Origin of the sequence: Paraburkholderia fungorum (assembly GCF_046027215.1) — a bacterium.
Taxonomy (GTDB): domain Bacteria; phylum Pseudomonadota; class Gammaproteobacteria; order Burkholderiales; family Burkholderiaceae; genus Paraburkholderia; species Paraburkholderia fungorum_D.
Window position 1 is genome coordinate 3,632,936 of the sequence record NZ_JAQQEN010000001.1, and the last position, 18,913, is coordinate 3,651,848.

Genomic DNA, 18,913 nt, shown 5'->3' on the forward strand with positions numbered 1-18,913 from the left:
TAATTGCGAAATAAATTCACTCATAAAAGCCAGAAATATCACGATCCGCTCTATGCGGAAAAATCACAATCTTTGTCGATTTCGCGTGAATCCAACGTTGCACTCGGTTGCTATATGGAGATAACTGGGCGAGCTACTTGATCGATCCGTTATCTCGCATTCGTCATTATTCAGATTACAAGCGACCGATGGCCACGTTGAGGCCAGCCGCGCAGAAAGCGCAACGCTAACGAAAGAACAGCCGCAGTACTGCGCGAGACGCGCCGCCGAACACGGACAGCGCCTCGCACGGATCAGGTTCAGAAGCGCGTTTCGCGCGCCACCCGCAGGAAGGTATCGAGCAACGGCGTGCAATCGAGCAACTCGGGGCCGCCCGCGCGATGAAACTCCGGGTGCCACTGCACGCCCATCACAAAAGGCGCACGCCGATAACGCACGGCCTCGATAATGCCGTCCGACGCCGACACCGCCTCGATATTCAGATCGCGGCCGAGCGTCTTGACCGCCTGGTGATGGATCGAGTTGACAATCGCGTCGCGGTGGCCCGGGAACATGTTGGCCAACGTCGAGCCATCCGGGAAATGAATGCCGTGCCGATGCTGATCGTAGTTTTCGTTGACGTGGGTGCCGGCGGTCGGCACGTCGGTGGCGATGTCCTGATACAAGGTGCCGCCGAACGCCACGTTGATCAGCTGACAGCCGCGGCACACGCCGAGCACCGGCTTGCCCGACTCAATGAATTCATGCAGCAATTCGAGTTCGTACATATCGCGAACGCGGTCGCCGGGCCACTCGTGACTGGACGCCGCTTCAGCGTATGACTGCGGAGAGACGTCGGCGCCACCTTGCAGCAGCAGACCGTCGAGATGCTTCGCATAGTCACGCAGGCGGATATTGCTCGGGTGCAGCATGCCCTGGTGACCGACCGTTGGAATCATGAACACCAGCACGTCGCGCGACATCACCCAGTGCGCGATCGATTCCTCGAGGTATTGCAACGTCTTGCCACGCAATCCCTTCGCGCCCGGTTCCGGATGGAAAATGCGCGCCGACACGCCAATGCGCAACGTGCGCTGCGTGATCCGTTGACCCGCGCGATCGAACAGCTGACGCGCGCGCGCCGCAATGATGCGGCCGAACACCGTCCACGCCGAATCGCTCTGCTTCAGATAACGCGGCGGCGACGGCGGCAACGCATTCGGCGGCGGCGGATTCGTAGCGCTGAAGTCAGGCGCCGCGCCGAAGCCCGGCGGCGGCGCGCCGGGGCGACGCGCGCTCGAAGCTTCCGTTTCGTCGACATCGGCCACGTTATCGTCTGACGTAGTCAATTCACCGGCAATCGGCTGGCTCCTCGCGGGCGTGATGACAGGCGCCCCGGGACGAATACCCGCACGCCGCGCATCGCGCTCGTGTACGGCGGCCTCCTGTTTCGCGGTCGACGCCGCCGCCGAGCTGCGCGCTTCGGCCGCGTCGCGTTGGCGCGCCGTTTGCGGATTCACGGGCGTGACAGTCGAGGCGCTGTCGGGGTCGTCGGTCGACGACCTCACGGCCGCCGCCTCGGCGGCCGGCGACGCGGAAGAGGCAGACGGCCTCACCTCATCCTTGAGCGGGGACTGGATGGCGTCTTCGTGAGAGGGAGGAAGCGAGGCCGCCGGTTCAGGCGGCAGGGCGACGGACTTCGTCGCATCCGACGTTTCGCCAGACGGCGATGCCGACGCAGGGCTGCCGGGCTTGCCGGCGTTTTCAGGTTTGTTTTCGCTCATGACAGTCAGACAGGCGCCTTCCACGCGAACGAATGAATATGCCCTGATTATCCGCCAGCGAGCCAAGCCCCGCAAACGCGCACACAATTGCTCACATTGTTGCAAGCCGTGGCGCGCGCCCGTTCAAGTCCGTCCACTTCAGGGATCCGGCTGTTCGTCGAACGTTTCGCGCAGCGCGATCTGCATCGCCGCGTGGATTTTCACGCACCAGCGCCACACCAGCGCGAGCAGCAGCGCGGCGCAGATCAATACCACGGTCAGCAGGCCGGTTGGCGGCAAGATCGCACCCGAGAGCGCCGCCAGCAACAGAAATACGCCGACCATCGAGACCACCGGCACGAGGTCCGAGATCGCATAGCGGATCGCGCTCGTAAAGCGCCCCGCGGTTGCCGGCTGCACGCTCACCTCGGCGAGCAGCAAGGCGAGTGACTTGGTCTTGCGATACACCGCCACGAGCAACGGCATGGACACGACCAGCGCGACGCTCCACTGCACCACGCGCTGCATCGGCTCGGAAGCGATCCAGCGCGCGAGCAAGGTGCTGGTGTACGGCGCGCTATATGACACCATCAGAAAGATGGCCGCGACCAGTGCCAGATTGACGGCGATCTGCAGGATGATCCGCCGCGTCATGCTGAACAACGTCGGCTCGCCGGTTTCGGTGCTGAGACTGCGCAACCACTGGCCGTACATACCGAATACGTTGGCGAGCGTGCGCGGCATCGCGCGGCCGAGCCGTTGGGTCAGCGGATCGGCGGCGCGAATCAGATAAGGCGTGAAGAGCGTGGTCAAGGCGGAAACGGCCACCGCGATCGGATACAGGAACGCGCTCGTCACCTTCAAGGTCAGGCCGAGCGAGGCGATGATGAACGAGAACTCGCCGATCTGCGAAACCGTCATGCCGACCCGCATCGCCGTGCGTCCGTCCTTGCCGGCGAGAAAGGTACCGAGTCCGCACGAAGCGATCTTGCCGACGATCACGGCCACCGTAATCACCGCGATCGGCCACGCGTAGTCGACCAGCACAGCCGGATTCAGCATCAGGCCAATGGTCACGAAGAAGATCGCGGAGAACGCGTCGCGCAGCGGCGCGATCAGATGCTCGATGCGGTGCAGATGGCGCGACTCGGCCATGATCGCGCCGATCAGGAACGCGCCGAGCGCAATGCTGTAATCGAGCTTCACCACCAGCAGACAGAAGCCAAAGCAGAAGCCGAGCACTGACACCAGTAGCATTTCGTCGCTCCTGGCGCGCGCCACATAGTTCAACGCGCGCGGCACGACCAGAATGCCAACCACCAGCGACACCGTCATGAAAAGCAGCAGCTTGCCGAGCGTGACGACCGCCACGCCCGCGCTCAAATGCCCGGTCTGCGCGATGCCCGAAAGCAGCACCAGCATCGCAATCGCCAGGATGTCCTCGACGATCAGAATCCCGAACACCAGTTGCGCGAAGCTCTCGCGCTTCAAACCCAGTTCCGACAACGCCTTGACGATGATAGTGGTCGACGAGATCGCCAGAATCGCGCCGAGGAACAGCGAATCCATCGAACTCCAGCCGAACGCGCCGCCGATCTCGTAGCCGATCCACAGCATCAGCACGATCTCAGAAAGCGCAGCGACGATCGCCGTCGCCCCGACCTTGAACAGCTTGCGCAGGCTGAACTCGAGCCCGAGCGAAAACATCAGGAACACCACGCCAAGTTCGCCGAGCGTCTGGATGGTCTGCTCGTCGTGAATCAGCTGGAAGGGCGGCGTGTACGGTCCGATGATCACGCCCGCAGCGATATAACCCAGCACCACTGGCTGTTTCAGGCGATGGAACAGCACCGTGACGACGCCGGCAAGCGCCATCACGACCGCCAGATCCTGAATAAAGCCAATGCCGTGATGCATGAACGCGTTCCTTACAAAAAGTAATGTTTCAAAAACGCAGTGTAACGTACGCGCACGACACGCCAAATCTCGCAGACTCCCCGAGGGACATGAATCGCACCAGCGTCAGGCGAAGAAGAATCAAAATATTTTTGGCGCGCTGGACATCTGTGAAATATCACAATAATATTTGCTGCATATTTTATTTGGAGTCGAGCCATGCAGCAGGTGTCTTTCAATGTAATGGACCGTTCCGGCAGTAGCGCGGCCGACGTCGTCGAGGTCAATCGTCTGACTATTGCTGGCTGGGCCGGACGCGACCAGGCCGCAATCGAGCATCACATTGCCGAACTGGCCGAACTCGGTGTGAAGCGCCCTTCCACCACGCCGTGCTTCTACCGGCTCGGTGCCGAACTGCTGACGCAGGCCGAACAGGTCGACGTGGTCGGCGTGAAGTCGAGCGGCGAAGCGGAATGCGTGCTGGTGCAAAGCGCCCGCGGCCTGCTCGTCACGGTCGGCTCCGACCATACCGATCGCGAGGTCGAGGCCTACGGCGTCACCGTATCCAAGCAGGTCTGTCCGAAACCGGTCGCACGCGACGCATGGCGCTTCGAGGATGTCGCCGGCCACTGGGATCAACTGGAACTGCGCGCGTACGCCATCGCCAATGGTGTGCGGCGCGTCTATCAGCAAGGCAGCGTCGCCGCGCTGCTGCCGGCCGCCAATCTGCTGGAACGCGCGCCGCTGGCGCAGGGCGCCGCGATGTTCTGCGGCACGCTGGCCGTGCAAGGCGGCATCGTGGGCATGGCTGACGGTGACGCGCTCGAACTCGAATTGCACGACCCCATCCTGAATCGCACGCTGCGCCACGCGTACCGCGTGCACGCGTTACCTATTGTCGAATGAGGCACCCATGAGCTCCCCGTCGCTATCCGCCACCGCCGACCCGTCTTCCGACGCCTGGATCGAAGCCGCCGCCCTGCGCAAGATCACGTGGCGCATCATGCCGTTCCTGTTTCTCGTCTACGTGCTGTCTTACCTGGACCGCGTCAACATCGGCTACGCGAAATTGCAGTTCACCGGCGACCTCGGCCTCTCGAACGCGGCCTACGGACTCGGCGCGGGGATCTTTTTCTTCGGCTACTTCGTGTTCGAAGTGCCGAGCAACCTGCTGCTGAAGAAGTTCGGCGCACGCGCCACCATCGCCCGCATCACGATGCTGTGGGGGCTGCTGTCGTGCCTGATGATGTTCGTGCGCTCGGAAACGATGTTCTACGTGCTGCGCTTTTGCCTCGGCGTCGCCGAAGCCGGACTGGTGCCGGGCGTGGTGCTCTACCTGACCTTCTGGTTCCCGTCGGACCGCCGCGCGCGGATGGTCGCCGTGTTTATGGCGGCAATTCCGGTGGCGGGCATCATCGGCGCGCCGTTGTCGGGCTTTCTGATGTCCGCGCTGCACGAAGCGCACGGCTTGCGCGGCTGGCAGTGGATGTTCCTGATCGAAGGCATTCCGTCGATCCTCGCCGGCTTCTGGGCTCTCGCCGTGCTGCGCAACACGCCGGCCGAAGCCGCCTGGCTCACCGACGGCGAAAAACGCGTGATCCTGGGGCGCCTCGCGCGGGAGAACACGGCAGCCGCGGCGGCCGGCGCCGAGCATAGTCTGGCTGTCGCGTTGCGCTCGGGCCGCTTCTGGATGCTCACGCTGATCTACTTCTGCCTCATCACCGGCAACGCGGGTTTCTCGTTCTGGCTGCCGCAGATCGTCAAGGATCTCGGCGTGACCAATCTTGTCACCAACGGCTTCGTCACCGCGATTCCTTATCTGGCGGCGGGTATCGGTATGATCCTGATCGGCCGCTCGTCGGATATCACCGGTGAACGGCGCTGGCACTACGCGGTGTGCTGCTTCATCGGCGCGGCGGGATTGCTCGGCAGCGCCTCGGTCACGAACTCGATTCCGCTGGCCGTGACCGGTTTGTCGATCGCCTATATCGGCATCCTGGCGGGCTTCGGGATCTTCTGGTCGATGTCCACGACGTTCCTGCAAGGCAGCGCGGCGGTCGCCGGGATTGCGGTGATCAACTCGATTGCGAACCTGGCCGGCTATGTGAGCCCGTACGTGCTCGGCATCGTCAAGGACGCGACGCACAGCGTCACGTTCGGTCTCGTGCTGATCGCCGGCGCGTTGATCGTGGGCGGCCTCGTCACGCTGATGATGCCGCGCGTGAAGGTGCAGCACGCCGCGGCAGTCACGCCGAAGAGCGCCTGACGCGCTGCGTTTGCCGTCATTTGCGGACGGCGCAAGTGGTCCACCGCCACGCGCCGCCGTCCGCGCAAAACCTTGCTCTACAATGCGGACGACATCGTCCGCTTCCTCTTCACATGACGCTTTTGCAGACTGCCCGCCCCTCGAAGCCCGCTCGCGAAACCGCGAGCGCCAGCCTTGCCGAACAGGCCTACGCGTTCGTCAAACGCGAGATCATCACCATGCGTTTGCGGCCGAGCGAGGTGCTCAACGAGGCGGAGCTGATGGCGCTGACCGGCATTGGCCGCACGCCCGTGCATCAGGCGCTGCATCGGCTGGTGCACGAGGGCATGCTGACCATCATGCCGCGCAAAGGCATCATGGTCCGCCCGGTTTCGCTCGACGACGTGCTGGCGATCATCGACGTGCGGCTCGTGAACGAGAGCTACTGCGTCGAGTTGGCCGCGCGTCACGCCCAGCAGCACGATTACGACGCGATGCAGGCCTTGCTGCAGCGCTCGGCGGTATGCGTCGCCGCGCACGATATCGAAGGCATGATGGATATCGACCGGGAGTTTCATCTGGCGATTTCGGCCGCCTCGCGCAACCCGGTACTGGCCGACATTCTGCGTGGGCTGCACGAACGCTCGCTGCGCTTCTGGTTCATTTCGCTGTCCGAGCTGCATCATCTCGAAGACGTGCACGAAGAACATCTCGAACTGTTTCGCCTGCTGCGTGAACGCGATGCCGAAGGCGCCCGCCAATCGGTGCAAAAGCATATCGAAGCGTTTCGCGCGACTCTCTTCAATCGAATCTAACCGGCGTCCTACCGATCACCATGGCCACTGAATTCACGCCCTTTCCGCCGCTTGCCCAGCTTGCCGCCGACCTCGCCGCCGGCCGCACCACCAGTCGCGCGCTCGTCGAAACCGCGCTCGACCGGATCGCCGATCCGGCCGGCCAGGGCGCGGTCGCCTTCATGCACGTCGACGCGGACAACGCCCGCGCCGCCGCCGATGCGCACGACCGCCTGCGCGCCGCCGGCACGGTGCTCTCGCCGCTCGCCGGGATTCCGGTGTCGGTCAAAGACCTGTTCGATATCGACGGCCAGGTGACGCGCGCGGGCTCGGTCGTGCTGGCCGACGCGCCTGCCGCCACCGCCGATGCGGTCGCGGTGGCGCGTCTGAAGCGCGCGGGCGCGGTGATCGTCGGGCGTACCAATATGAGCGAGTTCGCATTTTCCGGACTCGGTCTGAACCCGCACTACGGCCATCCGCTATCGCCGTATCAGCGCGGCGTGAAGGGCGATGAGCGGATTTCGGGGGGTTCTTCCTCCGGCGCGGCGGCTTCGGTCGCGGACGGCATGGCGGCCGTCGCGCTCGGCACCGACACCGGCGGCTCGCTCCGCATTCCCGCCGCCCTCTGCGGGCTGACCGGCTTCAAGCCGACCGCCAGCCGTATCCCGAAGCAAGGCGGCGTGCCGCTCTCGCCCACCCTCGATTCATTCGGACCGATCGGCGTCTCGGTAGCCTGCTGCGCGCTGGTGGACCGGATGCTCGCCGGACTGGAGCCGCGCATTCCGGCGGCTCGCCGGCTCGAAGGCGTGCGCCTCGGTGTGCTGACCAATTTCGTGACGGACGGCGTCGAGCCGGCAGTGGCCGCGGCGATCGACACCGCGCTCAAGCATCTGGAAGCGGCCGGCGCGATTGTCAGCGAAGTGCGCTTTGCGCCGCTCGACCGTCTGCCGGAGATCAACCGCTTCGGCTTTTCGCCGATCGAGGCGTACGCGTGGCACCGGCCACTGCTGGAAAAGCACCGCGAGCAATACGACCCGCGCGTGCTGGTACGCATCCTCAAGGGTCAGCCCGCCAGCGCCGCCGATTATCTGGATCTGGTCGCCGAACGCCAGGCCATGCTCGACGAAGCCGCCCGCACGCTATGGCAGCGTTTCGACGCGGTGATCGCGCCGACCGTGCCGGTGGTGCCGCCGCGCGTGGCCGATCTGGTCCACGACGATGACGCCTTTGGCCGTACCAATGCATTGATCCTGCGCAACCCGAGCGTGTTCAATTTCCTCGACACCTGCGCGCTGTCGCTGCCCTGTCATCTGCGTGGCGACGCGCCGGTCGGCCTGATGCTGGCGGGCGCGCCACACGCCGACGACGCCTTGCTCGCCATCGGCCGAGGCGCCGAAGCCGTGCTCAACGCAATTCGCTGACTGGGAGCCGAGCGGGCTTGCGAGTTGAAAGCATGCCAAGCGTCAGGGCGGGGGTTCGCGCTAGAATCGCGGGCACCCGCCCTTTCCGTTTCAAGACAGCCACACGATCCATGAATAATGACAATGCGATGCTGCGCCGCGAGCGCTCCCTGCTGGTTCTGCTTGGCCTGATCTGCGTTGGCCTCGTCGCCGGCGCACTGTATTTGCAGTACGGATTGCACGAGGACCCGTGTCCGCTGTGCATCATCCAGCGCTACTTCTTCTTGCTGATCGCGATTTTTGCGTTCCTCGGCGCCCGCTTTAACAACTGGCGTGGCGTGCGTCTGCTGGAAGTGCTGGCGGCCCTGTCGGCGCTGGCGGGCATCGTGACAGCCGCCCGCCACGTCTATGTACAGGCGAATCCGGGCTTCAGCTGCGGCTTCGACGCGATGCAACCGCTGGTCGACAGCTTGCCGCCCGCGCATTGGTTGCCAGGCGTGTTCAAGGTCGCCGGGCTGTGCGAAACGGCCTATCCGCCGATTCTGGGTCTGACGCTGCCCATGTGGTCGCTGGTCGCGTTCGTGGTGGCCTTCGTACCGCTGGCGCTCAGCCTGGTCCGGAACCGCCGCCGGATCGCCTGATCCCGCCCTGCCAGGCGCCTGCGTGGCTCGCTTGAACCCGGTAAAAACCCGATAAGCGCCTGAAAACGCCGGCCTCGGCACCGTCTCTCACGACGGCGCCAAGGTCGGCGTTTTCACACGGGTTGCACCCGCAACGCCCCGTCCTACCTGGCTTTGCGCCATTCCCTCCCGCTCACGCAACTTCCCGGCTTGGCGCGAATCGTACTTATCTCATGACCGCTTCCGAATACGCTTCATGCGATATGGGAAATATTTTCAGGACAAGGTAGTGCTATCTTCGGATATGGATGGCGATCTACGTGCGCAAGGCCGGCTTTGGCGCGACCCCAAGCGTAACGCGCGCCCGGTCCGCAATGTCTTTCGGATTCGCCATGACAACGCAAACCATCCGTTTTTACCACCAGGGGTCCGTCCGTGAGGTCGCGGGCCTTCCTGCGTCGCGCACCGTCCTTCAGTACCTGCGCGAGGATTTGCATTGCACGGGCACCAAGGAAGGCTGCGCGGAAGGCGACTGCGGTGCCTGCACCGTCGTGATTGGCGAACTGGACGCGCAAGGCGGCCTCGCGCTGAAAGCGGTCAACGCCTGCATCCAGTTTCTGCCGACGCTCGACGGCCGTGCGCTTTTCACCGTCGAAGACCTGCGCGCCGCCAACGGCGCGCTGCACCCCGTGCAACAGGCCATGGTCGATTGCCATGGCTCCCAATGCGGTTTCTGCACGCCCGGCTTCGTGATGTCGATGTGGGCGCTGTACGAAAACAAGCCGGCCGCCGCCGGCCTGCCCACCCGCGATGAAATCAATGCCGCTTTGTCCGGCAATCTGTGCCGTTGCACCGGCTACCGGCCGATCGTCGACGCGACGCAGAAGATGTTCGACTATCCCCAGTACCCGCGCGTCGCGCTCGAGCGCAAGGCCGTCGCCGACGCGCTGCGCGAAATCCAGCGCCGCGACACCTTCGAATACAGCGCGCCCGACGCGCGCGGCGCCGACTTCGGCACGCCCACTTTCCGCGCGCCGCTCACGCTGGACGCCTTCGCCAAACTGCGCGCCGCGCATCCGCAGGCACGCCTCCTGGCCGGCAGCACGGACGTCGGCCTGTGGGTCACCAAGCAGTTCCGCGATCTCGGCGACATTCTGTATATCGGCAACGTCGCCGAACTGAAGACGATCGGACGCGATGCGCAAACGCTGACGATCGGCGCTGCCGTCACGCTCGAAGACGCCTACGCGGCGCTCGCCGCCGACTACCCGGAACTGGCCGAACTGTGGACGCGCTTCGCGTCGCTGCCGATCCGCAACGCCGGCACCCTCGGCGGCAACGTCGCCAACGGCTCGCCGATCGGCGATTCGATGCCCGCCCTGCTCGCGCTCGGTGCCGAAGTCGTGGTGCGGCATGGCGCGAATAGCCGCACGCTGCCGCTCGAAGCCTTCTACCTCGGCTATCAGAAGACCGCCCTCGCCGTCGGCGAATTCGTCGCGGCGCTGCGCGTGCCGCGACCGGCGGGCAATCTGCGCTTTCGCACCTACAAGGTATCGAAGCGCTACGACCAGGACATCTCCGCCGTATGCGCGGCATTTGCGCTGCGCCTCACCGGGAACGGCGTCATCAGCGACGCGCGTATCGCGTTCGGTGGCATGGCCGCCACGCCGAAACGCGCCGCACAGACCGAAGCCGTGCTGAACGGCGCCACGTGGGACGAAAGCACCGCGCGGCAAGCGATGAACGCACTCGTCGCCGACTACCAGCCGCTCACCGACATGCGTGCCTCGAGCGCCTATCGACTGAAGGTGGCGCGTAACGTGTTGTGGCGCTTCCACCTCGAAACGCGCGATCAGGCACCGCTCACCCTCTTCGACGTGAATGCGTTCGCGTTCGAAGCCGGCGTGCCGGATGCGCACGTTGCCAAGGAGCCGTCATGAACCGCACCGACGTGTTCGTCGAACATACCAGGCAACCCGGCGCCGCGCTGGACAGCGAGACGGCTATCGGCGCGTCGTTGCCGCATGAATCGGCCGCGCTTCATGTGAGCGGCGAGGCCACCTATACCGACGACGTGCCCGAATTGCAGGGCACGCTGCACGCGGCGCTTGGGTTGTCGCGTCACGCGCATGCGCGCATCGTGTCGCTCGATCTGAGCGCCGTGCGCAAGGCCCCCGGCGTGATCGCGGTGCTGAGCGCCGAGGACATCCCCGGTGAGAACAATTGCGGCCCGGTGCTGCACGACGATCCGATCCTCGCCGTCGATGAGGTTTTGTACCTCGGCCAGCCGGTGTTTGCCGTGATCGCCGAAAGCCACGACCTGGCGCGCCGCGCGGCTGCGCTCGCGAGAAGCGACGACGTGATCCGCTACGAGCCGCTCGAAGTCATCCTCACGCCCGCTGAAGCGAAAGCCGCGAAACAGTTCGTGCTGCCGCCGCTGCATCTGAGGCGCGGCGAACCTGACGCGAAGATCGCCGCCGCGCCGCATCGGATCAGCGGCAAGTTCGAAGTGGGCGGCCAGGAACAGTTTTATCTGGAAGGCCAGGTCGCCTATGCCGTGCCGAAAGAAATGGACGGCATGCTCGTCTACAGTTCGACGCAGCATCCCAGCGAAATGCAGCAGGTAGTCGCGCATATGCTCGACTGGCCGGCGCATAACGTGATCTGCGAGTGCCGGCGCATGGGCGGCGGGTTTGGCGGCAAGGAATCGCAATCGGCGTTATTCGCGTGCGTGGCGGCGCTGGCGGCGAAACGGCTGCGCCGCCCGGTCAAACTGCGCGCCGATCGCGACGACGATTTCATGATCACCGGCAAGCGGCACGACGCGGTCTACGAATACCACGCCGGCTTCGACGACAGCGGCCGGATTCTCGGCGCACGCGTCGAAATAGCGTTGCGCGCGGGCTATTCGGCCGATCTCTCAGGCGCGGTCGCCACGCGTGCCGTCTGTCACTTCGACAACGCGTACTACCTGTCCGATGTCGATATCGTCGCGCTGTGCTGCAAAACCAACACGCAGTCGAATACCGCGTTTCGCGGCTTCGGCGGCCCGCAGGGCGCGCTGGTGATGGAAGTGATGCTGGACAGCATCGCGCGTCAATTGAAATGCGATCCGCTGGATGTCCGGCTCGCCAATTACTACGGCATCGACGAACGCAATACGACGCCATACGGACAGCGCGTCGAAGACAACATCATTGCGCCGCTGACCGACGAGCTGCTTGAAACCAGCGACTACCGCGCACGCCGCGCCGCGCTCGCCGCATTCAACGCGAAAAGCCCGGTGCTCAAACGCGGCATCGCGTTTTCGCCGGTCAAGTTCGGCATCTCGTTCAACGTGCCGTTCCTGAATCAGGCCGGTGCGCTAGTGCACGTGTACAAAGACGGCTCGGTGCTCGTCAATCATGGCGGCACTGAGATGGGCCAGGGGCTCAACACCAAGGTCGCGCAAGTGGTGGCGAACGAATTCGGCTTGCCGCTTTCGCGCGTGCGCGTCACGGCAACCGACACCTCGAAGGTCGCGAATACCTCGGCCACGGCCGCCTCCACCGGCAGCGACCTGAACGGCAAGGCCGCCGAAGCCGCCGCCCGCACGATCCGCGCAAGGCTCGCGGAACTGGCCGCGAAGCAGCTCGGCGGCACGGCGGACGCGGTGGAATTCGCCCACGGTGAAGTGTCGGTGAACGGCGGCGCCATGCCGTTCGCGCAACTGGTGGGCGCCGCGTATCTGGCGCGCGTGCAGTTGTGGTCCGACGGTTTCTACACCACGCCGAAAGTGCATTGGGATGCGAAAACGCTGACCGGTCACCCGTTTTATTACTTCGCGTACGGCGCGGCGGTGTCGGAAGTCGTGATCGACACGCTGACCGGCGAATGGAAACTGGTGCGCGCGGACGTGCTGCACGACGCCGGTCAGTCGATCAATCCGGCTATCGACATCGGCCAGGTGGAAGGCGGTTTCATTCAGGGCATGGGCTGGCTGACCACCGAAGAATTGTGGTGGAACCGCGATGGCCGCCTGATGACGCATGCGCCGTCGACCTACAAGATTCCCGCCGTGAGCGACACGCCCGCTGCGTTCCACGTGCAGTTGTATCGCAATCAGAATGCGGAGCCGACGGTGTTTCGCTCAAAGGCCGTCGGCGAACCGCCGTTGTTGCTGCCGTTCTCGGTGTTCCTCGCGATTCGCGATGCCATCGCGGCCGCGGTGCCGGACGCCGAGGCCGCGCCGGCGTTGCGCGCGCCGGCCACGCCCGAAGCGATTCTCGACGCGCTGGACGCGCTGCAAACGGCGCCGGCAACGCAACCGCCGCCCACTGAACCGGCTACGAACGACACGACGGTTCAAGCAACCTGAAACAGGCCCTGGCGCGACACAACCGCGTCAGGCCACACGCAACCGGCCGCACGGACACCCCGCGCGGCCACGTATGGAGAACCGCTGGATGCAAGCCTGGCTACCTGACCTGCAACAACTGCTCGCGCACGGCGACGCCGCCGTGCTGGTCACGGTCGCGCGCGTCGAAGGTTCGGCGCCTCGCGAAGCCGGCACCAAGATGATCGTCACGCGCGATTCGGCCAAGCATACGATCGGCGGCGGACACCTCGAATGGAAAGCCATCGAGACCGCCCGCCAGGTGCTGCGCGATGGCATGCGCTCGCCGCATATGCGCCGGCTCGAACGCTTCGCACTGGGCCCGAGTCTCGGCCAATGCTGCGGCGGCGCCGTGATTGTCGCGTTCGAGCGCCTCGACGTAGGCGACCTCGGCTGGATCACCTCGCTTGCCAAACGCGTGGCCGCGGGTCTTTCGACGGTGCGTAGCGTATCATTCGGCCCCGCACCGGATGCGGTGATGCTGTCCGACCCCGAGCCGGGTGTCGATGCCGCCGATTGCCTGTTGTGGGACGGCGCCGGCTTCGACGACAGCAGCGCGCTGCTCACCGAAACCATCGCGCCAGGCGACTTCTCCGTCGTGCTGTTCGGCGCCGGTCACGTGGGCGCGGCGCTGGTTCGCGTGTTCGCCACGCTGCCCTGCACCGTGCGCTGGGTCGACGAACGTGACGCGCAGTTTCCGCCCGCGGACACGTTGCATGCCCCGAACGTGAAGATCGATCCGAACGACGCACCTGACGAAGCCATCGACCAGGCCGCGCCGCATACGTACTTCATCGTCATGACGCACAACCATGCGCTCGATCTCGAGTTGGCCGAGCGCATCCTGCGTCGCGGCGACTTCGCGTTCTTCGGCATGATCGGTTCGCATAGCAAGCGCAAGCAGTTCGAGCATCGGCTGGCGGCACGCGGCATCGATCCGTCGCGGATTGCGCGGATGAAGTGCCCGCTCGGCGTGGACGGCATCGTCGACAAGTCGCCGGAGATCATTGCGATCTCGGCGGCCGCGCAGGTGTTGCAGGCGGTCGAGGCGAACGCGGGCAGCCACGCGGCGCAGACAGCCTGAAGCACGGCACGACGTCTCATTGCATCCGGCGCGAACCGACTCTAACGAACTCCTGACCGACCATGACTACAACGAACGCTACCCCTACGCCGCTCGCCGAGAAAACCGCTCGCGCACCCAAGGCCGAGTTGCACATCCATATTGAAGGCTCGCTCGAACCCGAACTGATTTTCGCGCTCGCCGAGCGCAACGGCGTGAAGCTCGCGTACGACTCGATCGAGTCCTTGCGCGCCGCCTATGCGTTCACCGATCTGCAATCGTTCCTCGACATCTACTACGCCGGCGCGAGCGTGCTGCTGCACGAGCAGGACTTCTACGACATGACAATGGCGTACGTGGAACGATGCCTCGCCGATAACGTGATCCATAGCGAGATCTTCTTCGATCCGCAGACGCACACCGAACGCGGCGTGCCGATCGCAACCGTCGTGGCCGGCATTGACCGCGCGCTCGCCGATGCGGAACAGCGCGGCATGTCGAGCAAGCTGATTCTGTGTTTCCTGCGCCATCTGTCCGAAGAGGACGCGCTCGCCACCTTCGAAGAAGCCCTGCCGCTATTCGAGCAATACAAGCATCGGCTGATCGGCGTCGGCCTGGATTCGTCGGAGCGCGGCCACCCGCCGTCGAAGTTCGAACGCGTCTTCGCCAAGGCGCGCGCGCTCGGTCTGAAGCTGGTGGCACACGCGGGCGAAGAAGGCCCGCCGTCGTATATCTACGAAGCGCTCGATCTGCTGAAGGTGGACCGCGTCGATCACGGCGTGCGCAGCATTGAAGATCCGGCGCTGGTCGCGCGCCTCGCCGATTCGCGCGTCGCGCTGACCGTGTGTCCGCTGTCGAACCTGAAGCTCTGCGTGTTCGACGACATGACCAGGCACACGCTGAAGGACCTGCTCGATCGCGGCGTCGCCGTCACGGTGAATTCCGACGATCCGGCCTACTTCGGCGGCTACGTGAACGCCAACTATTTCGCCACCATCGACGCGTTGAAGCTGAACGATGCCGAGGTCTACACGATCATCCGCAACAGCTTCGAAGCGTCGTTCGTCACGCCCGAGCAACGCAGCGAACTGATCGCGAAGCTCGACGCGCACTGGCATAAGAGCGGCCCGCACTGACGGGCCGATGAATGGCAGCCGGCGGCGGCACGGGTTCGATCGGGAGCCCGCATAAAGCCGCCGTCTGCGCTGTTTAGGTTCCCACCATTCGGAGACGGTTTTTCCATGACTCAATCGGCACAATCAGCCTTTCGCGCGCAATTGCTGACTTTCAACGGCGATCCTGCGCAGTCGCCCAATGCGGCAGTCTTCAACGAAGACGGCCTGCTGATCGTCGAAGACGGCCATGTTGTCGCGGCCGGCGCATATGCGGCGCTTGCCTCGCAACTCGCGCCCGGCACCCAGGTGCAGGAGATGCGCGACAAGCTGATCGTGCCGGGCTTCATCGATACGCACATTCACTATCCGCAGACCGATATGATCGCGTCGCCGGCGCCTGGGCTGTTGCCTTGGCTCAATACGTACACGTTTCCGACCGAGCGGCGCTTTAGCGATCCGGCGTATGCGCGCGATACGGCAAGCTTCTTCGTCGAGGAACTGCTGGCTTGCGGCACGACCACGGCGCTCGTGTATTGCACGGTACATAAGGAATCGGCCGATGCGCTCTTCACCGAAAGCGAGGCGCGCAATCTGCGCATGGTGGCCGGCAAGGTACTGATGGACCGCAACTGCCCGGAGTTCCTGCGCGACACCGCGCAATCGGGCTATGACGACAGCGCCGAACTGATTGGCCGCTGGCACAACCGCGGCCGCCAGATGTATGCGCTCACGCCGCGTTTCGCGCCCACTTCGACCGAAGCGCAACTGGAAGCGTGCGGCGTGCTGGCCGGCAAGCATCCGGACATTTTCATCCAGAGCCACGTCGCCGAAAATACCGACGAAGTGAAATGGGTCGCCGATCTGTTCCCGGGCCACCGCAGCTATCTGGACATTTACGATCACTACGGCCTGCTGCGCCGCCGCGCCGTGTACGGCCATTGCATCCACCTCGATGAGGAAGACCGCAAGCGCATGGCGCAAACCGGCACCGTCGCGTCGCATTGCCCGACCTCGAACCTGTTTCTCGGCAGCGGCCTGTTCGATTTCGACAAGGCCGACGAAGCCGGCATGCCGATCGCGCTGGCAACGGACGTGGGCGGCGGCACGTCGTTTTCGATGCTGCAAACGATGAACGAGGCGCATAAGGTCGCGCGTCTCACCGGCCATCATCTGACGGCTACGCGGATGTTCTACCTCGCCACTGCGGGCGCGGCCGAGGCGCTCGATCTGGCGGACAAGGTCGGCACGCTCAAGGCTAAGTCGGAAGCGGATTTCGTCGTACTCGATCCGCAAGCGACGCCGCTACTCGCGCGCCGCACCGCGCGCACCGAATCGCTCGAAGAACTGCTGTTCGCCTTCGCGCTGCTGGGTGACGATCGTGCGATTTACGAAACGTATGCCGCAGGCAAGCGCGTGCATCGCCGCGATGATGTGCGGCGGTATGCGCCGCGAGTGGCGAAGATTGCGGCTTGAGCTGAACTGCAATTTGCTTGGCATGGCGTAAAAAAGGGGCGCTTCGGAAACGAAGCGCCCCTTTTATTTGCCGATGCCAAACTGCACGTTCAATGGTGCATACAAACCTCATGCAACGCATTCAACCGCCGCACCGGATCGGCCACATACGGATTCGATTCATCCCACGCGTAACCTGCCAGCACCGAGCTGATCATGCGCCGGATCGACGGCGTCTGTTGCGGATAAAAAATGATGTCCTGCAACTCGCCGGTGTACCAGCGCTCGACGAACGCGCGGAACGTGTCGATGCCCTTGCGCAACGGCACATCGTAAGCCGCCGACCAGTCGACCTGCTCGCCGTCCAGTTGGCGGTTCAGCGTCTGCACCGCGAGATGGGCCGAGCGCAGCGCGATCGTGACGCCTGAAGAGAACACCGGATCGAGGAACTCACCCGCGTTGCCGAGCAATGCGTAACCCGGTCCGTGCAGACGCTCGACGTTCGCTGCGTAGCCGCCGATCTGGCGCACCGGCATCAGGAACGGCGCCTGGCCGATTAGCGCGTTGAGGGTCGGCTCCTGCTGGATCAACTCACGCAGTTTCGCGTCGCGGTCCGCTTCCGGCACATCGAGAAAACTGGCCTCGGCCACGCAGCCCACCGACGAGCGCCCATTGGCCAGCGGAATCATCCAGAACCACACATCGCGGCGCTCCGGGTGGGTCGCCACGCAGATCTTGTTGCGATCGGTTGCGCCAGTCGGAATGCCGTCGCGCAGGTGAGTAAAGATCGCGGCACGCGTGGGCATCCGCGTCGGCGCTTCGAGGTTCAGCAGGCGTGGCAGTACCCGGCCGAAACCGCTCGCGTCGAACACGAAACGCGCCTGAACTTCATAGACGTTGGCGGATTCGTCGCTCACTTCGAGTACCGGTGCGTCGCCCGTCTGTATCGCGCGCACCGTGTGGCCGAAGCGCACGTCGGCGCCCTGCTCCGCCGCGCAACGAATCAGCAGATCGTCGAACAGGGCACGCTCGACCTGATAGGTGGTGCCCCAGCCCGGCGAATGCTTGTCGCGAAAGTCGAATGCCGACGACTGGTCCCGATAGACGAAATGCGCGCCGTTCTTGTACTGGAAACCGGCTTCGACCACCGCCTGCAGCATGCCGGCCTCTTCGAGGTAAGCCATGCTTTGCGGCAGCAGACTCTCGCCGATCGAAAAACGCGGAAAATGCTGGCGCTCCAGCACCAGCACGGAACGGCCCGCTTTGCGCAGGAGGGCTGCCGCGACCGCGCCTGCCGGACCGGCGCCAATGATCGCCACGTCGACGGTGGTGCGCTTTGACGAATCTGTACTCACGTTGACCTCATTCGTTTGCGTGCTCCGAACAGCATTACGCTGCACCCTTACTTCTCGTTACAATTGCGCATATCGCCGCAAGAACATCATTCCGTCGGGGAGCCCAGCGTGTCGTCATCCGAAACATCCAGCGTGCCCTACGTGCCGGAAACAGCCTTCGGTATCTGGTTCCTGCGTACCCATACCTGGGAACATCACGTGCTGCGGGTCGCGATCAACGACCTCAAGCGCCTGATCGATGCGCCGTTGCCGGTTGAGCCGGTGATCGTCGACGCCGGTTGCGGGCAAGGTATTTCGTTTCGCCTGCTGGCCGATGCGTTCAGGCCGCGCCGCCTTGTCGGCATCGACTTTCACGAGCCTTCGCTGATCCTGGCTGCCCGCGCAGCCAGCGCCTGCCGTGACAAGGTCGCGGATATCGAACTGCTGCACGGCGACTGCGCAAAACTGCCGCTGCCCGATGCCAGCGCCGACATCGTGTTCTGCCATCAAACCTTCCACCATCTCGTCGAGCAGGAGCGTGCGCTCGCCGAGTTTCGCCGCGTGCTCAAACCGGGCGGCATGCTGCTGTTCGCCGAATCGACCGACGCGTACATCAAGTCGTGGGTGATCCGCCTGCTGTTTCGCCATCCCATGCAGGTCCAGAAAAGTGCCGACGGCTACCTCGCCATGATCCGCCACGGCGGCTTCAGCTTCAGCCCGCGCAACGTCTCGCTCCCCTATCTCTGGTGGAGCCGCGCGGCAGACTTCGGCCTGCTCGAACGTATCGGCCTGACCCATCCGCAACCTGGCAAGCGTCGTGAAACGCTGGTCAACGTTGCGGCGGTCAAAACCGGTTGAATCGGGTTTGTTGTTGCTT

Annotated in this window: 14 protein-coding genes; 11 read left to right on the forward strand and 3 right to left on the reverse strand. The window is 64.3% G+C overall.

Features of this window, described 5'->3' with window-relative positions; genetic code table 11:
* Positions 1-299: 299 nt before the first annotated feature.
* Both PQR27_RS16175 and PQR27_RS16180 read right to left on the reverse strand, forming a co-directional pair.
* A complete protein-coding gene (locus tag PQR27_RS16175) occupies positions 300-1,763 on the reverse strand; it encodes a gamma-glutamyl-gamma-aminobutyrate hydrolase family protein (protein ID WP_408524592.1) in 1,464 nt (487 codons plus the stop codon).
* Positions 1,764-1,901: 138 nt separating this feature from the next.
* Positions 1,902-3,659 carry a cation:proton antiporter gene (locus PQR27_RS16180; protein ID WP_408524593.1) on the reverse strand — a complete coding sequence of 586 codons (1,758 nt, stop codon included), beginning with the start codon at positions 3,657-3,659 and terminating at the stop codon, positions 1,902-1,904.
* A gap of 198 nt (positions 3,660-3,857) precedes the next feature.
* Between PQR27_RS16180 and PQR27_RS16185 the strand changes: the two genes are divergently transcribed.
* The 10 genes from PQR27_RS16185 (at position 3,858) to guaD (ending at position 16,723) form a co-directional block, all read left to right on the forward strand.
* Positions 3,858-4,544 carry a DUF2848 domain-containing protein gene (locus PQR27_RS16185; RefSeq protein ID WP_408524594.1) on the forward strand — a complete coding sequence of 229 codons (687 nt, stop codon included), beginning with the start codon at positions 3,858-3,860 and terminating at the stop codon, positions 4,542-4,544.
* A gap of 7 nt (positions 4,545-4,551) precedes the next feature.
* Complete coding sequence (locus tag PQR27_RS16190; protein WP_408524595.1) at positions 4,552-5,904, forward strand: MFS transporter; 1,353 nt, start codon at positions 4,552-4,554, stop codon at positions 5,902-5,904.
* Positions 5,905-6,017: 113 nt separating this feature from the next.
* Complete coding sequence (locus tag PQR27_RS16195; protein ID WP_408524596.1) at positions 6,018-6,698, forward strand: GntR family transcriptional regulator; 681 nt, start codon at positions 6,018-6,020, stop codon at positions 6,696-6,698.
* A 20-nt stretch (positions 6,699-6,718) separates the two neighbouring features.
* Positions 6,719-8,098: an amidase gene (locus PQR27_RS16200; protein ID WP_408524597.1), complete on the forward strand. Its 1,380-nt coding sequence runs from the start codon at positions 6,719-6,721 to the stop codon at positions 8,096-8,098.
* A 110-nt stretch (positions 8,099-8,208) separates the two neighbouring features.
* Positions 8,209-8,718 (forward strand): disulfide bond formation protein B, encoded by a 510-nt coding sequence (locus tag PQR27_RS16205; protein WP_408524598.1) that lies wholly within the window; start codon positions 8,209-8,211, stop codon positions 8,716-8,718.
* Positions 8,719-9,089: 371 nt separating this feature from the next.
* A complete protein-coding gene (gene xdhA, locus PQR27_RS16210) occupies positions 9,090-10,637 on the forward strand; it encodes a xanthine dehydrogenase small subunit (RefSeq protein WP_408524599.1) in 1,548 nt (515 codons plus the stop codon).
* Positions 10,634-13,054, forward strand: coding sequence for a xanthine dehydrogenase molybdopterin binding subunit (xdhB, locus tag PQR27_RS16215; RefSeq protein WP_408524600.1), 2,421 nt, complete (start codon positions 10,634-10,636; stop codon positions 13,052-13,054). The genes xdhA and xdhB overlap by 4 nt, the downstream gene beginning before the upstream one ends.
* A gap of 88 nt (positions 13,055-13,142) precedes the next feature.
* A complete protein-coding gene (gene xdhC, locus PQR27_RS16220) occupies positions 13,143-14,156 on the forward strand; it encodes a xanthine dehydrogenase accessory protein XdhC (RefSeq protein WP_408524601.1) in 1,014 nt (337 codons plus the stop codon).
* A gap of 62 nt (positions 14,157-14,218) precedes the next feature.
* On the forward strand, positions 14,219-15,271 hold the full coding sequence (locus PQR27_RS16225) for an adenosine deaminase (protein WP_408524602.1): 1,053 nt from the start codon (positions 14,219-14,221) through the stop codon (positions 15,269-15,271).
* A 105-nt stretch (positions 15,272-15,376) separates the two neighbouring features.
* Positions 15,377-16,723, forward strand: a complete 1,347-nt coding sequence (gene guaD / locus PQR27_RS16230) for a guanine deaminase (protein ID WP_408524603.1) — start codon at positions 15,377-15,379, stop codon at positions 16,721-16,723.
* Between the two features lie 89 nt (positions 16,724-16,812).
* Here the strand turns inward: guaD and PQR27_RS16235 are convergent, their stop codons facing one another.
* Positions 16,813-18,057 (reverse strand): NAD(P)/FAD-dependent oxidoreductase, encoded by a 1,245-nt coding sequence (locus PQR27_RS16235; protein WP_408524604.1) that lies wholly within the window; start codon positions 18,055-18,057, stop codon positions 16,813-16,815.
* A 108-nt stretch (positions 18,058-18,165) separates the two neighbouring features.
* Here PQR27_RS16235 and PQR27_RS16240 point away from each other — a divergent pair, with 108 nt between their 5' ends.
* Positions 18,166-18,894 carry a class I SAM-dependent methyltransferase gene (locus PQR27_RS16240; RefSeq protein ID WP_408524605.1) on the forward strand — a complete coding sequence of 243 codons (729 nt, stop codon included), beginning with the start codon at positions 18,166-18,168 and terminating at the stop codon, positions 18,892-18,894.
* Positions 18,895-18,913 lie beyond the last annotated feature (19 nt).